The following is a 14,980-nucleotide window of genomic DNA, read 5'->3' as shown; positions in this document are numbered from 1 at the left end:
TCGGCTGGGAAACCCCAGCCGAGCGTCTGTCTAAACTGCTCGCCGCCACACGTCAGTGATCACGTGTTGCGACGACCACTGGAATCCGCCGTCGCGTGCGGGGGCTCGCCTGCTGCCGGACGCAGGTCAGGCCGTGCGGGTGTGCCGGCTCGGGGTCCTTGCGTCAGTAGACGTGGACGCCGTAGGCGCTCAGGGCCTCGGTGACCGGCTGGAAGAAGGTCGTGCCGCCGGAGGTGCAGTCGCCGCTGCCACCGGAGGTCAGACCGTAGGCGACACCGCTGTTGGAGTAGAGCGGGCCGCCGGAGTCGCCGGGCTCTGCGCAGACCGTGGTCTGGATGAGGCCGTAGACGACGTCACCGTTGCCGTAGTTGACCGTCGCGTTGAGCGCGGTGACGCGGCCGCTGTGGATGCCGGTGGTGGAGCCGCGGCGGTAGACGGTGGTGCCGACGGAGGGCGTTGCGGCGCTCTTGATGTCCACGCTGCCCACGGCGCCCGACTTGGTCACCGAGCTGTTGGTGTAGCGCACGATGCCGTAGTCGTTGCCGGGGAAGCTGGAGCCGGCCGTGGTGCCGAGCGTGGTCGAGTGCGACGAGTTCGACCACCAGGTGCCCGCGCCGTCGGTGCAGTGACCGGCGGTCAGGAAGTAGTAGTTCCCGCTGTTGTCCTGCACGTTGAAGCCGAGCGAGCAGCGCCAGCTACTCGCATAGATGGCGTCGCCGCCGGAGATCAGCTTGTTGAGTTTGCCCGGGGTGTGCTTGATCGTGAGGGCACCGGCGTTGCCGCCGGCCTCCTGCTTGATCTTCGCGATCTCGGCGTTCGAGACCGTGCTGTCGACGGTGACGACGACACGGTTCGTCTTCGGGTCGACGGCCCAGGCGGTGCCCGGGACATCGGCCTTGAGCACCGAGTCGCTCGCCTTCGTGAGCTGGTTCGCACTGAAGGTCTGTGCGGAGTTCGCGTTCGCGCTGGGGACCGTGAACGCGGCGGCGGCCAGGAGTCCGGTGGCCACGGCGATCAGCCGGGTCCGTCTCGCGAGGCCGCTCGTGGGGTTGGTGCGCTTGATCCTCACTTGTCGTTCCCCTCCAAGGGAAGTCGGGGGCCCACGTGGGGGATGGGGCCCGTGAGTCGCAGCCGGGGGCCCCGCCATCCGGATTCCGGACACGCCGTGCCCCTGACAAGCGCTGTGGGGGAGTATTCGGCCGCCTGACCGAAGGGCGCAAGGGCGCCTTTCGGCCGTGCAGTCTTTAACCTCTTTAGGGCTCAAAGGGATTGACAGCGGCCCGGTGACGCCTTGTGTCTACAGCAGGGCGCGCTCCCCCGCCTCGATCGCGACGCCCAGCGTGTTGCCCGGGGGCGGGAAGGGGCAGATGAAGTGGTCCGCGAAGGCGCAGGGCGGCAGCAGCGCGCGGTTGAAGTCCACGGTCGTGCGCCCCTCGGCGTCGGGCGCGGGCGGCCGCAGGAACCGGAAGCGGAAAGTGCTGTCCCCGCTGGTGGTGTCGGCGAACACGGCCCACAGCGAGCCATCGCCCTCGACCGACACCTGGAGGGTCAGGTCCTGTCCGTCCAGGGTGAAGGCGAGCACTCCGCCGAGGCCCAGCCCGCGGTGCCGCCCGTCGGCGTTCTCGACCCGTACGGTGCGGCTCTCCCCGTACGGGGTGAAGTGGCCCTCGACGGACCAGCGCGGATCGTAGGGCGTGGCGTCGATGCCCCGGAAGGCCCGGCGCGCCGGGGCGGCCGGGTCGTAGTCGCGCACGCCCCACACCCCCTCGCGGGCGAGGACGACCAGGCGGCGCTCGCCGGCCGCGACGCGTGCCGCGCTCACCGGTCCGGCATCGGCGTCCAGGCGTACCTCACCGGTGAAGGGCCGCCCGTCGACGGTCAGTCCGTCGGCCTCACCGGCCGTCAGCACCACCGCGTCACCGTCGTCCGTCCACCGCCCCGGAAGATCCGGGACGTGCCCGTCCGGATGGTCCTCCAGCCAGTGGGTACCGGTCAACGCGAGGGGCCCGTACGGCTCCGACACCTGCGCGGTGCGGTGCTCGTGCCACTGCTTCCACTCGTCGGATGCGTCCGTCGTCATGCGGTCAACCCTTCCATACGGGATCCGTGTGCCCGGGGTGCGAGCGCAGCGTGGTGGGATGCGGTACGAGGAAGAACCCATCGGCGGCGCCCGATCGGACGAACCCGTTCCGTGCGGGACGGCGGCCGGAGCGCGGCGTCATGACGTTCCCCCGGTCACGACGTACCGGTGGGCGGGCCGGGGCAGGCCCAGGTGCTCCCTGAGCGTGCTGCCCGGGTAGAAGGTGCGGAACAGACCGCGGTGCTGGAGCAGCGCGACCGTGCCGTTGACGAGCCGCTCCAGATCGCGGCGCGGCTCGGCGGGCGTGAGGTGGAAGCCGTCGACGGCACCGGCCGCGTGCCAGTGGGCGATCAGTTCGGCCAGGTCGACGGGGCCGCCGCGGTAGAGAGGGCCGTGTGCGGTCTGCCGGGGGCCGCTCCCGCCTCCCCGGAGTTCCCTGCTTCGCTCGAACAGGGCGGACCCCCATCCGGGTTCGGCCGCGTGTTCCCCGTCGCCGAGGTCGACGGTCAGGCTCGCCAGGAGGCGCAGCGCGTCCGGTTCGCGGCCGAACTCGCGTGCCGCGTCCGTCAGTTCCTCACGTAGGGCGGCGGCCTGGGCCGGGCTCGTGACACGGGCGAGTGCCACGTCGGCGTGGCGGGCGGCACTGGTGCGGGTGTGTACGTCGGTGGCGTCGACGACGCGGACGGGCTGGCCCTGCGAGGGCCCGGGGTCCTCTCCTGCCGCCGGGAGCGGGGTATCTCCCCCGGTGGCCGGCAGGGTGAGGTGCCACCCGGCGCGGCCGCCGCTGATCCGGTCGAGGGTCGCGACGGCCGCCCGGACACGGGACGGCTCCGCGGATGTGCCGGGCACCAGTCCGATACGGCGGGTGGCGGGTGCGACGCGGGTCAGCACGGCGAGCGCGTCGGGTCCCGGCGCCTCGGATCCGCCGGGACCGGGCCCCGCGGAGTCGGCGCCGAGCGTGACGAAGTCGAGCGCTCCGCGCTCCGCGAGCCGCACCGCCTCGACATAGGGGCCGGCATCGCGGGCCTCCCGCTGGTCGACGGCGGCGGCCAGGTGCAACAGCCCCCGGCCGCGTGATGAGGTCATTTCGAATGAACCTTTCTGCGAATGATGGGGAGTCAGAGCGACGTGGACAGGTCGCGCAGCACGGTGAGCGCGGCCCGTGCCGCCGCGTCGTTCTGCCGGAACGCGGGCCCGCCCGTGCGCGGCCGGGTGAACGCGCCGGAACCCCGGGCGTCGGTGTGCGGGCCGAGCGCGAAGCGCCGCGGATGCGGGCGGCCGGAGCGGTCCAGGACGCGTCCGTCGGCGGGGTCCACGGCGAGCAGTCCCTCGGCAGTGGCGGCGGCGCCGTCCGCGTGCAGTTCGCGCAGCAGCCGGTCGCGGGTGCGCTCGACCGTGGGGTGCGGCAGCCGTGCCTCGACCAGGGCGCGGGCCTCGACGGACGCGCCGGGCACGGTGGTGCTCGTCGCCCGGAAGGTCCCGCCCTCGGCGGTGAGGGTCATGCCGGCGCCGAGGAACCTCAGCACACCCGCGCGGGACAGCGCGAGCATCTGCCGCAGCCGCGGGCCGGGCGGCCCCGATGCCAGAAAGCTGAAGAAACCGTGCCACCAGGAGCCGATGTCGCCGAGCCGCACCAACTGCCCGTAGACGGAGAGCAGCCCGAGGAAGACCGCGAGGTCCGGACTGTGGGCGGGGTCGTGGCGCCGGGCCAGGTCGGCCTCGATGTAGCGGCGCAGGCCGGCCTGGAGGTCGTCGTACGACGCGTGGCGCACCCCGTCCAGCGGACGGTCGAGGGCGGTCAGGTCGAGCCGGTCGGCGGGGTCGGGGACGGCGGCGGCCACCAGCGCGGGCAGCGACGCGGCTTCCGCCACGGCGTACTTCTCCTCGAAGTCCGTCCAGGCGACCGTGGTGCGTTCGGGGTGGGCGGTGAACAGCCGGTGGTAGTGGGCGAAGCCCAGCTCCTTCTCGATCGACGGCCACACGTCGCGCCGGAAGTCGAAGCCCTCGGGGCGCGCGAGCAGCGCGTCGACCTCGGCGGGCCCGAAGAAGCGGGGCAGCGGCGGCCTCTCCCCCGTCCAGTCGTAACCGATCTTGGAGTGGTAGGGCACGCCGCGCCGGGAGCCGACGTACAGGACCGGTTCGCGTCCCGAAGGCACGTACGCGTCCCCCTCGTACCGCCCGCCGCGCCCCTCGGTGAGCAGCACCATGAGGTCGACGAAGGCGAGTCCGAAGCCGCGGACGAGGACCGGCTCGCCGGCCCTCAGCGGCGACAGGTCGCTGTCGGCCGTGAAGTCGGGCGGCAGGTGGACGAGGCCGTGCCTTCGGGCGTACGACGCCAACGCGCGTTGTTCGCCGTCCAGTTCGGCGTCGAGGTGGCCGAGCGTGAGGACCACGAGGTCGGCGGTCAGCGGCTCGGGCCGTCCCTGCAGCCAGACCCGCTGCCGGCCGTCGCGCGGGCCGTCGACCCGGACGGCGAGGCGGGCATGGTGGTGGACGCGGATTCCGGGCGGCAGGGCGGCGACCGTCTGCTCGTAGACCCAGCGCAGGTACGCGCCCTGCCGCTGCCGTCCGGCGAACAGACGCCCGTCGACGCCGGCCCACTCGTGCAGCGTGGGGCCCTCGCGCACCGGGCCGTGCATGGCGACCGTCTCGTCGGTGAACATGGTGACGTCCTCGGCGTGCGAGTTCATCCACAGCAGTGGCGACTGCGCCTCGCGCCAGATGCGTCCGCCGCCGGGCGGGTACGGGTCCACCAGGTGCACGTCCAGCTCCGAACCGGAGTACAGCGCGGGTGCGTTGGCGGCGATCCGCTCCAGGAAACCGGTGCCCCGCGGTCCGGCGCCCACGATCACCAGCGAAAGCCGGTCACGGCTCATCGTGTGCGCTCCGCACCGCGCGCGCCGCGCAGGACGGCGGTGGAGGCGAGATACGCGCCGACGACGTGCCATGGGAACGCCGCGTCGCGCACGACGGAGGTGGGGGCGAACCCGGGCGGGACCAGGAGGACGGCGGCCCGCCGACCGAGGTGGCGCCGCGGGGCGAGGCGCGGGGGTGCGGCGTGTCGGGCGGCCGCGGCTGGTGTGGCGAGGGTCTCGGAGAACATGCGAAGGCTCCGTGATACGTCGAGTCGAACACGGCGGGTGCCTTCACACAGGCGCTGTACGGCCGAGCCCCTCAGCAAGGCCGTGCCCTGAGCGTACGCGGGCGTTTCCGCGCACTGTCAAGGCCGTCCAGAGTATGAGCCGTGCGTCTCACGTCGGTTGACGCGGAAACGGATGCCTGTTCCACTTGGCACATGCGCCCACAGCAGCGGCTGGTCACCCGCTCCCACATCGACTTCGGTCGTGTGTGGTCCTGTTCCTGTTGAGCTGACGCCCTGCATGGCCTGACGCCCTGCTCGCAGGGCCTCGTTCCGCGTTGTCCCACGCGTTTTCCACGCCTTCACACGCGCCCCCTCTTCGCGTTCCCTCGCGCGCTTTCACCTCCGGCCTTCAGGAGACCGCTGACCCATGCGTACGCCGACGCGTACCCATAAGAGGTTTTTCGCCCTGTTTCCCCTCGCCGTCTCGGCAGCTCTGCCGCCCACCGCGTGTCGTTCCGGCGACGCGTCGGGGCCGGACGGCGCGATGTCCGGGCCGCGGCCACGACCGGGAAGATCCCGGCCGCGGACGTCGGCCCGGCCCGACGGCAGGACGCTCGTCCCACAGCCAGGGCTTCGCCGTGAACACGTGACGGAGGGGTGACTCGGCGATCAGCACGTCGCAGATCTCACCGCCCGAACTGAAGAACTGAAGGGTTCCTCCCGCGCCCCCGAGGGGCGCGGGACACTGCGCGAGCACCCGCAATCGACCCGCAGCGAGCGAACGACCCGCAGCTCGGTGGCGAGGTCGAAGGCGGCGCGCTGCACGCGGTCGAACGCCTCGGCGACCTCGAGCACCTCCGCCCCGGCCCGATGGGGCACGGCGAGCGGTCCGGGCGGGCCCGGGTGCTCGACCGGAGTGCCGTGGCGCGCGGCGGCGACGGCGCGCGGCAGCCGCGTGCCGGCCACCTCGCGGGTCTGCTGGGCGAGGGCGGCGAGCGGGGTGGAGACGGAGCGTACGCAGTCCAGGGCGAGGTGGCCGAGCGCGGCGACGGTGCCCAGCGCGAACAGCACGAACAGCAGCAGATCGCGTCGGGCCGCGTTCCGGAGTGCGGCGGCGCGCCGCTGGACGTCCTCGTCGAGCGAGACCTGCACCGCGCGCAGTCCGTCGTTGACGGAGGTCATCGACTCCCACCAGGCCGTCGGAGCGATGCCGCCCGTGCCGAGGTCGCCCTCCGCGCGCACGGCGACGGCCTCGTAGGCGAAGGCGCGTTCGGCGTCGGGTGTGCCGAGTGCCGCGTCCAGACGCCGTCGCTGGGCGGCGGTGGCCGAGCGCGCGAAGCTCTCCAGGGCGGCGCGCCTGGCTGCGCGGAGCTGCAGGAAGCGGCTGTAGTCGTCGCCGCGGAACCGTCCGGCGCGTAGCGCGCCCAGGACGACGATGCTCTCCTCGTCGGTGGACTCCTCGGCCTCGCCGAGGGTTTCGAGCGCCTGGCAGGCGGCGCGGAGCCGGCCGTCGTACACGGCGTCGAGGCCCAGCCCGAGCCGGTCCAGGACGGTGATGCCGGCACTGAAGGAGGCGAGGGTCTCCTGGACGGTGCCGGTGCCGTCGTCGGCGTGCCGGCGGATCACCGTGAGCTTGCCGAGCCGTCGCAGGGACGCGCGCACGGAGGCGGCGGCAGCGTCGTGACGGCCCCGCAGCGCTCGTTCGAGCCGGGCGCGGGCGGTGTCGGTGGCCCTGCGCTGCGCGGGCAGCTCCGCGCCGAACTGCCGTACGCCGCCGACGTGTCCGGCGGTCAGCCCGCGCTCCTTCTGGAGCTCGTGGACGAGCCCCTGGAGGGTGATCTCGAGCCGGGCGTGGTCGGCGGTCGCGGCCGCGTTGCGGTGTTCGGAGATCTGCTGGGCGGCGGCCGCGCCGAGCAGGGCGAGCAGGACGGCGAGGGCGAGGACGAGGAACCTCAGCAGCCTGGCGCGCGTGGTGGGGGGTGTGACGTCCACGGATCAAGTGCCTTATATGGAGGACGAATGGTCGGAGGGGCAGAAAATCGTTCTGCCCCCGGCCAACGATCTCCGCGGCGCACCGGTCACCAGATCATGTGCTTGTTTTACGTGAGGGACATCTTGTGCGCGGCCGATGTCAGCAGTCGCAGCCGCAGTCGCATCCGTCGCCGCAGGAACAGCAGTTGCCGCAGCACTCACAGCAGTCGCCGCAATCGCCACAGTCGCAGTCGCAGTCACAGTCGCGGTCGTTGCACCATCCCTCGCGCTTCTTCCGCGACCACGGTCCCTCGAACTCGTCGGCGCAGCACACCCGGCAGGTGCAGCACAAACCCACGGCGACCGCGCATCCGGCCAGGAAGCCCCGCTTGCCGGGCTTCGAGAGATCCTGGGTGGTGAACGGATCGTCCTGTCGCGGTGGGCCGAAGGCGCCCTGCCGATCACCGGCCCCGGCGGCTCCGGCCGGCCCGCCGTCGCCGCGAAGGCCGTGCCCGCAGGACTCCGTGCCGAAGGCCCGGTCCACCGAGCGCCGCAGCTCGTGGACGAGCAGGACGTGCGCGAGCCGCCCATCGCGGAACTCGACGTCCCGCAGCGCGAGCCGTACCCCGTGCCACGCGTCGTCGGCGAGGCGGCGGGCCTCCTCCGGTGAGGTACCCGTGGCCGTCAGGGGGTTCCAGGCGCCCGACGCGGCGTCCGCCTCCCGGTCCTCGACGGCGTCCAGCAGGTGTGCGAGCCGCCCGAAGAGCCGGCCGGCCTCGGCGAGCGGTGCGGCGTTGCCGGGGCGGCCCGCGAGGACGGCCGTGTGCGCGAAGGCGGCGGCGGTGGCGGTCTCGGTCGGTTCGGTGACCGCCAGGAGCGGGGTGCCGGGCCCGGCGAGCGCCTCGATGCCCACCTGCCGTTCCACGGCGTCCACCAGCACGGCGGTGTCGAACCCGATGTCGGAGCCGGTACGGGCCCCGGCCCTGCCCCAGTTGGCGGCCACCCGGCGCGCGGCGAACGCCACCGGCGCGCGCGCCAGGAGCCCGTCCCCGTCGGCCATGTGATCGCGCACCTTGGCGGAGGCGAGCACCAGCGACACTGCGGCCGCGAGCCGCGCGCCCTCACCCCGCGCGACGGAGGCGGTGCGCATCCCGCGCAGCGGACAGGGACCGGCGGTGCGCCGCCACCCGGCGGCCGCCTCGGCCTGAGCCTCCGTCAAAACGGATATCAGCAGGCCGTCGTAGTTCGTGACGATGCGTGCGAACTGCCCGTGGTCCCGTCGCAGCGCGAGACACAGCCCGCACAAGTGCGCCGTCCACTGGGCCCGCAGACCCTCACTCATCCGGTGACGACAGGGTCGGACCATTCCGAACACGACACTCCCCCGTGGCTCGTACGATGGTGAATGCGGCAGCTTATCCACCGTCTCGTTCACCCGTACGCGCTCACCGTCACCCGGACGCCGCGACAAATGCTATTTCACTCATAGTCAGCAGGCGTCTACGTCCGAACTCTTGGGGCACACGGCCTCTCGACGGATCCGCTGTGCACCAGTACCGTCACGAAACCCCCGCGCGGCGTCTATCCCCTTGGCGCCACATCCGCATCATGGACGACCATGGGGTTGCGGAAGGCAAAAAAGACCGCTGTGAGAGGAGGCGTCCATGGGATCGGTGCGCAAGGCGAGTGCCTGGCTCGGCCTCGTCGACGACAACGATGACGAGCGTTACTACGACGACGACTACGCCGAGAGCCAGGAGCACGGCGACGCCTGGGTGACCGACCCGCGCGTCAAGGTCGCCTCCGACACGGCGGAGGAGAAGGGCCGCCGGATCGGCACGGTCACCCCGGACAGTTTCCGGGACGCCCGGGTCATCGGCGAGCTGTTCCGGGACGGGGTTCCGGTCATCATGAACCTCACCAACATGGAGCCCGGCGACGCCAAGCGCGTGGTGGACTTCGCGGCCGGCCTGATCTTCGGCCTGCGCGGTTCGATCGACCGCGTCTCCAGCCGGGTCTTCCTGCTGACCCCGGCGAACACGGAGATCGTCAGCGGCGACGCCGCGAGCCGGCACGGAGACGGCTTCTTCAACCAGAGCTGAGGCAGGGCCGCTCACCGGCCCTGCTCCGCTCCCGGGGCCCGGGTCACCGGAAGGCGTCGAGTCCGGTGAGCGCCTTGCCCAGCACGAGCTGGTGCATCTCGACGGTGCCCTCGTAGGTGAGCACCGACTCCAGGTTGGTGGCGTGCCGCATGACGGGGTACTCCAGGGAGATCCCGTTGGCGCCGAGGATCGTCCGCGCGGTGCGGCAGATCTCGATGGCCTCGCGCACGTTGTTGAGCTTGCCGAAGCTGACCTGTTCGGGACGGAGCCGTCCCGCGTCCATGCGGCGCCCCAGATGGTGGGCGAGCAGAATCCCCTTGTGCAGTTCGACCGCCATGTCGGCGAGCTTGGCCTGGGTGAGCTGGAACCCCCCGATGGGCCTGCCGAACTGTTCCCTGCTCTTGGCGTACTCCACGGCGGCCTCGAAGGACGACCGGGCCGCCCCCATGGCACCCCACACGATCCCGTAGCGGGCGTGGGAGAGACAGCTCAGCGGTCCCTTGAGTCCTGCGACCCCGGGGAGCACGGCGTCGGCGGGCAGCCGTACGTCGTCCAGGACCAGCTCGCTGGTGACGGAGGCGCGCAGGGACCACTTGTGCTTGATCTCCGGGGCGGAGAAGCCCGGGCTGTCGGTGGGGACGACGAATCCGCGGATGCCGTCGTCGGTGCGCGCCCAGACGACGGCGACACCGGCGACGGAGCCGTTGGTGATCCACATCTTGCGGCCGGTCAGGACCCAGTCGGAGCCGTCGCGCTTGGCGTACGTCCGCATCGAGGCCGGGTCGGAGCCGTGGTCGGGTTCGGTGAGCCCGAAGCAGCCGATGACCTCGCCGGCGGCCATCCGGGGCAGCCACTGCTGCTTCTGCTCCTCGCTGCCGTAGCGGTGCACGGCGTACATGGCGAGGGAGCCCTGGACCGAGACGAGGGACCGGATGCCGGAGTCCGCGGCCTCCAGTTCCAGGCAGGCGAGCCCGTACTGCACGGCGCTCGCCCCCGCGCAGCCGTAGCCGCTGAGCGACATGCCGAGGGCGCCGATGCCGCCCAGCTCCCGGGCGAGCTCGCGGATGCCGGGCAGCTCGCCCTTCTCGTACCACTCGCCGACGTACGGCAGCACTCGGTCCGCAGCCCAGGCCCGCACGGTGTCGCGGATGGCGCGGTCCTCGGCGTCCAGCAGGTCGTCGATCCCGAGCGGGTCCGCCGGGTCGAAGGGCGGCAACGTCGAGGACGCGTTCATGGGGCAGCCTCCGTGACACTGAAAACTAGCAGCGCTAGTCGGGGTGGACGGGGCCGACGGTACGACGCGGTGCGCTCCGCGTCCAGTACCGGGCCGCCGACCGCGCGTGCGCATCCCGGGCCGGGGACCGGCGCTCCCGCTACGCCGACACGCGCGTGTCGGCGGCCTCGCGCGATGCCGGCACCTCCGCCGCAGGCGCCTCGCACTGCATCACCCGCGGCAGCCGCAGCGCCATCACCGCACCCAGCAGCAACAGCCCCGCGCTCACCAGCAGCGTCACGTGCAGGCCGTGCACGAAGGAGTCCCGCGCGGCGTGGCGCAGCGCGGCGCCCCGCGCGCCGCCCAGCCGGCCCGCCACCGCGTAGGCCTCCCCCAGCGAGTGCCCCGCCGCCCGTGACGCCGCCGCCGGGACCCCGGGCACCGACGACAGCCCGGGCGCGTACGCCGCGTTCATCACGGTGCCCAGGAGCGCGATCCCGATGCCGGCGCCCAACTGGTACGACGTCTCCCCGATCGCCGCCGCGCCGCCGGACTGCTGCTGCGGCGCCTCGCTCAGCATCGACTCGTACGCCCCGAAGAGCGTCGTCTCCAGACCGAAGCCCAGCAGCACGAAACCGGACAGCAGCAGTGCCGGGTCGTCCTCCGCGCCCATCGCCGTCAGCAGCAGCACCGCCGCGGCCGTGAGGCAGAAGCCGAAGGCGACCATCCGGCGCGGTCCGAACCGGTGCAGCAGCTGGGAGCCGGCCAGGCCCGCCGCCATCGCCGCGAACGTCAGCGGCAGCAGCCTCAGGCCCGTCTGCAGCGGCGACAGACGCAGCACCAGTTGCAGGTACTGCGCCGCGATCAGCTCCAGACCGACCAGCGCGAGCATCGCCAGCACGATGCACCCGACCGAGATGCTGAACGCCGGTCGCGCGAACATCCTCAGATCCACCAGGGGGTGGGCACGGCGTCGCTGCCGCCGGACGAAGCCCGCCAGCAGGGCGGCGCCCACCAGCAGCGGCAGCAGTGTGGCCGGGGCGAACGGCGGCTCCCCGCCGCCGAGCCGCTTCACCCCGAGCACCAGCCCGAACAGTCCGCCCGCCGCCATGAGCGCACCGGCCACGTCCCACGGGCCGTCCCGGTCGCCCTTCGACTCGGGCAGCAGCAGGCGCCCGACCGGCAGGCTCACCAGCATCAGCGGGATGTTGATCAGGAAGACCGAACCCCACCAGAAGTGCTCGAGCAGAAAGCCGCCGAGCAGCGGACCGACCGCCGCGCCGACGGCGGCCACCGCGCTCCAGATGCCGATCGCCAGCGCCCGTTCGCGCCGGTCGGGGAACACCTGGCGGAGGATGGACAGCGTCGCCGGCATGATCATCGCGCCGCCCACGCCGAGCAGCGCCCGCGCCCCGATCAGCACGTGGGCGTCGTGGGCGAGGGCGGCGACGCCGGAGGCGACACCGAACAGCGCGTAGCCGAGCAGCAGGACGCGTCTGCGGCCGATCCGGTCGCCCAGCGTGCCGAAGAGGATCAGCAGCGACGCACAGACGAGCGGATAGATGTCGACGATCCAGAGCAGTTCTATCGCGCCGGGCTTGAGGTCCTCGGTGACGGCGGGCATCGCCACGTGCAGCACGGTCGCGTCCAGGGCGACGAGCAGCAGGCTCGCGCAGAGGACGACGAGCACGACCCAGCGGTTGGCACCGGCCCCGGCCGTCCTACGGCGCAGCCGAGCGGCGGCCGTGGTCGTCCCGGACATGTACGTACCTCCCAGATGATCCCTCGCTTCGGCGGATCCGCGGGGTGGGGACGTCCCCGTGGTAGCGGCCGGGAGGAGCGGTACTCCGGGCCCACGCGACAAAGCGAGTGAGTCGTCAGCGTACGCGAGTCCCCCCGGACGTCGCGTGGTGGACCTCTCACGTTCCCCTGGGAGGAGGTGTGGCATACGCCACGCCTCCCGCGGTCCAGGGCGTCCGGGCGACGGCGCCCGCTCCGTACGGCGTCGATAATCGAGCGCGTGACCGATCTTGTGACGCGCCCGGTGCCGCCCCCCACCGGCACCGTGCGCCGGGCCGCCCCCGCCCTCGCGGGGTACGCCGCCGTGCGCGCCCTGGGGCTGGTCGTGCTCGCCCTGTGGAGCGCGGCGCGGGGCACGAGCCCGCACACACTGCTGAGCGCCCGTTGGGACGCGCTCTGGTACACCCGGGTCGCCGCGCTCGGTTACGGCTACGAGGTCCGTCTGCCGAACGGCGACGTCCACTCGAACCTCGCGTTCTTCCCCCTGCTGCCCTGGCTGGAGCGGCTCGGCGCGGCGCTCACCCCGTTGTCGTACGCGGACGCCGGTCTCACCGTCGCGACGCTCGCCTCGCTCGCCGCGGCCTGGGGGATCTTCGCCGTCGCGGATCACGTGTACGGGCGCCGCGCCGGAGTGTGCGCGGTGCTGGTGTGGGCGGTGCTGCCGGTCGGGGTCGTGCAGTCGATGGCGTACAGCGAGTCCCTGTTCACGGCGCTGGCCGCCTGGGCGTTGTACGCGGTGCTGAGGGACCGCTGGGTGAGTGCGGGTGTGCTCGCGTCCCTGGCGGGCCTGACCCGTCCGGTCGGCGCGGCCGTGATCGCGGCCGTGTGGGCGGCGGCGATCCACTCGTCCGTGCGCGACCGGAGGACGCCGGCGGCGGACCGTCGGCGCGGCTTGCCCGTCCGCCGGGCGCTGGGGATGCTCCTGGCTCCGCTCGGCGCCGCCGGGTACGTCCTGTGGGTCGGTCACCGCACCGGCCGGGGCCCGCTCGGTTACCTCGACGTCCAGGCGGGCTGGCGCAACGGCTTCGACGGCGGCTACGCCTTCGCGCGCTTCGCCGCCGCCAAGTTCACCTCGCTCGCCTCGGTACCGGCCGGCATCGGTCTGGTGGCCGGGGTCGCCTTGCTCGTCTGGCTGTACGTGGTGTGCGTACGGCAGGGCCAGCCGCTGCCGTTGCTCGTGTACTCGGGCGTGGTCACGGCGCTCGCGCTCGGCGCGGCGAGCTACTTCGGCTCGAAACCGCGCCTGCTGATGCCCGCCTTCCCTCTGCTGCTGCCCCTCGCCCGCGCTCTCGCCCGGGGACGTCCCGCGAGGTCGGCGGCGGTCCTCGGCGGTGTCGCGCTGGCATCGGCCGTCTACGGAGCGTTCTGGCTGAACGGCTCCGGACCGCCGTGATCCACTCGGCGACCGCCGGTGATCGGCCGGGGAATTGAGCCCGAGCATTCGGTGAACGAATAGATAAGCGCCATAAAACGCGGATCTCGAAGATCAATGGAATTGAAGGCGACTCCTCGCGGCCCATTGCGGAATCCGTTGAAATAAACGCCCTGTTGAGAGGAATCCCACATCACATCGTCATCACAACCCCGGTGATTCGGGCGGGTGCACAGCTCACCCGCTGTAACGTCGATTGAGTGCGTACCGAACGAAAGCTGAGCCGTTGGGAGCGGGTCTTCGCCCGGTTGGACCGTGAGCCGAGCCGACCGGCCCACATCGACGTGCCCAGGATGAGCCGGCACCGAGTGGTTCTGTTCTCGGCGACTCTGGCCTTCTACTTGGCGATCGTGTGGGCGGTCGTCGTCTCCTCCTGGCTGGTCCGGCTCGACTGGCAGGTCATGTTCTTCCGGCCGTACCAGCAGTGGCCGCAGATCCACGCGTTCCTCGACTACTACGTGGTGCTCGGCCAGCGCGGCCCCACCGCGGTGATGGTCGCGGCCTGGCTCGGCTGGCGCTCCTGGCGGCAGCACACCCTGCGCCCGCTGCTCACCCTGGCCACGGCGCTGCTGCTGCTCAACATCACGGTCGGTGCCGCCAAGTACGGCATGGGCCGTCTCGGACCGCACTACGCGACCGTGATCGGCTCGAACGAGATGTGGCGCGGCGGCGATATATTCCCCTCCGGTCACACCGCCAACGCCGTGGTGACCTGGGGCATCCTCGCCTATCTGGCCTCCACGCCGCGGGCCAGGCGCTGGCTGTCCGCGCTCTCCGCGGTGACCTCCCTCGGCGTCGGCCTGACCACGGTCTACCTCGGTACGCACTGGCTGAGCGACGTGCTGCTCGGCTGGGCCGCGGGCCTGCTGATCCTGCTGGCGCTGCCCTGGTTCGAGCCGCCGATCGCCGTCGCCGAGGTCCGCATCCTGGCGCTGCGGGACCGCCTGCGCAGCCGCCGCGCCGCACCGCGCACCGCCCGGCCGGCCCCGGTCGGCAGCCCCTCGCTGGTCGTCGCCCCGCGCCCCGCCGCGGACGAGCCCGCGCGGGAGCCGGTGACCGCCTCGCGGGCCTCCCGCACACACGCGTATCTCGCCCCGGGTCCGCACATGACCCGGGCGGAGCGCACCCCGGTCACCCCGGTGGGCAGCCGTCGCCCGCCGCACGCGGACCGCGCCTCGCGCGGCACCGCCTCGGCCCGGCCCGTGACGGGCGGCTGAGCGGCCCGCGTCCGGGGACCGGTACGCACCCACCCCCCGGCAGGGCGAAGGCCCCGGCTCGCAGGAGCCGGGGCCTTCGTCCT

12 protein-coding genes are annotated in these 14,980 nt (G+C 72.6%); 3 read left to right on the top strand and 9 right to left on the bottom strand.

The window, feature by feature from the left end; all coding sequences use genetic code 11:
* Positions 1-163 precede the first annotated feature (163 nt).
* The 7 genes from ACZ4SW_RS34955 to ACZ4SW_RS34925 form a co-directional block, all read right to left on the bottom strand.
* Positions 164-1,069: a S1 family peptidase gene (locus ACZ4SW_RS34955; protein ID WP_468253107.1), complete on the bottom strand. Its 906-nt coding sequence runs from the start codon at positions 1,067-1,069 to the stop codon at positions 164-166.
* Between the two features lie 228 nt (positions 1,070-1,297).
* Complete coding sequence (locus tag ACZ4SW_RS34950) at positions 1,298-2,080, bottom strand: DUF1684 domain-containing protein (protein WP_468253106.1); 783 nt, start codon at positions 2,078-2,080, stop codon at positions 1,298-1,300.
* Positions 2,081-2,218: 138 nt separating this feature from the next.
* Complete coding sequence (locus ACZ4SW_RS34945) at positions 2,219-3,166, bottom strand: LLM class flavin-dependent oxidoreductase (RefSeq protein ID WP_468253105.1); 948 nt, start codon at positions 3,164-3,166, stop codon at positions 2,219-2,221.
* 32 nt (positions 3,167-3,198) lie between these two features.
* The gene (locus tag ACZ4SW_RS34940; protein WP_468253104.1) at positions 3,199-4,956 is read right to left on the bottom strand and encodes an FAD/NAD(P)-binding protein; all 1,758 of its coding nucleotides are present in this window, start codon (positions 4,954-4,956) and stop codon (positions 3,199-3,201) included.
* Positions 4,953-5,183 (bottom strand): hypothetical protein, encoded by a 231-nt coding sequence (locus ACZ4SW_RS34935; protein ID WP_468253103.1) that lies wholly within the window; start codon positions 5,181-5,183, stop codon positions 4,953-4,955. The genes ACZ4SW_RS34940 and ACZ4SW_RS34935 overlap by 4 nt, the downstream gene beginning before the upstream one ends.
* Positions 5,184-5,831: 648 nt before the next feature.
* Positions 5,832-7,154, bottom strand: coding sequence for a nitrate- and nitrite sensing domain-containing protein (locus tag ACZ4SW_RS34930; RefSeq protein ID WP_468253102.1), 1,323 nt, complete (start codon positions 7,152-7,154; stop codon positions 5,832-5,834).
* Positions 7,155-7,293: 139 nt separating this feature from the next.
* The gene (locus ACZ4SW_RS34925; RefSeq protein WP_468253101.1) at positions 7,294-8,508 is read right to left on the bottom strand and encodes a DUF5685 family protein; all 1,215 of its coding nucleotides are present in this window, start codon (positions 8,506-8,508) and stop codon (positions 7,294-7,296) included.
* A gap of 289 nt (positions 8,509-8,797) precedes the next feature.
* On the opposite strand from ACZ4SW_RS34925, the gene ACZ4SW_RS34920 reads away from it, so the two are divergent.
* On the top strand, positions 8,798-9,235 hold the full coding sequence (locus ACZ4SW_RS34920) for a cell division protein SepF (RefSeq protein WP_468253100.1): 438 nt from the start codon (positions 8,798-8,800) through the stop codon (positions 9,233-9,235).
* Positions 9,236-9,278: 43 nt separating this feature from the next.
* Here ACZ4SW_RS34920 and ACZ4SW_RS34915 read toward each other — a convergent pair whose 3' ends face one another.
* Positions 9,279-10,469, bottom strand: coding sequence for an acyl-CoA dehydrogenase family protein (locus ACZ4SW_RS34915; protein ID WP_468253099.1), 1,191 nt, complete (start codon positions 10,467-10,469; stop codon positions 9,279-9,281).
* Between the two features lie 139 nt (positions 10,470-10,608).
* Positions 10,609-12,210: an MFS transporter gene (locus ACZ4SW_RS34910; protein WP_468253098.1), complete on the bottom strand. Its 1,602-nt coding sequence runs from the start codon at positions 12,208-12,210 to the stop codon at positions 10,609-10,611.
* Positions 12,211-12,468: 258 nt separating this feature from the next.
* On the opposite strand from ACZ4SW_RS34910, the gene ACZ4SW_RS34905 reads away from it, so the two are divergent.
* Complete coding sequence (locus tag ACZ4SW_RS34905) at positions 12,469-13,641, top strand: glycosyltransferase family 39 protein (protein WP_468253097.1); 1,173 nt, start codon at positions 12,469-12,471, stop codon at positions 13,639-13,641.
* Positions 13,642-13,880: 239 nt separating this feature from the next.
* Positions 13,881-14,897 (top strand): phosphatase PAP2 family protein, encoded by a 1,017-nt coding sequence (locus tag ACZ4SW_RS34900; RefSeq protein WP_468253096.1) that lies wholly within the window; start codon positions 13,881-13,883, stop codon positions 14,895-14,897.
* The last annotated feature ends 83 nt before the right edge of the window (positions 14,898-14,980 follow it).

This window comes from Streptomyces sp. NPDC028331 (assembly GCF_055565775.1).
The sequence above is the reverse complement of the archived record's forward strand: the minus strand, read 5'-3'. Positions and strand labels throughout refer to the sequence as shown.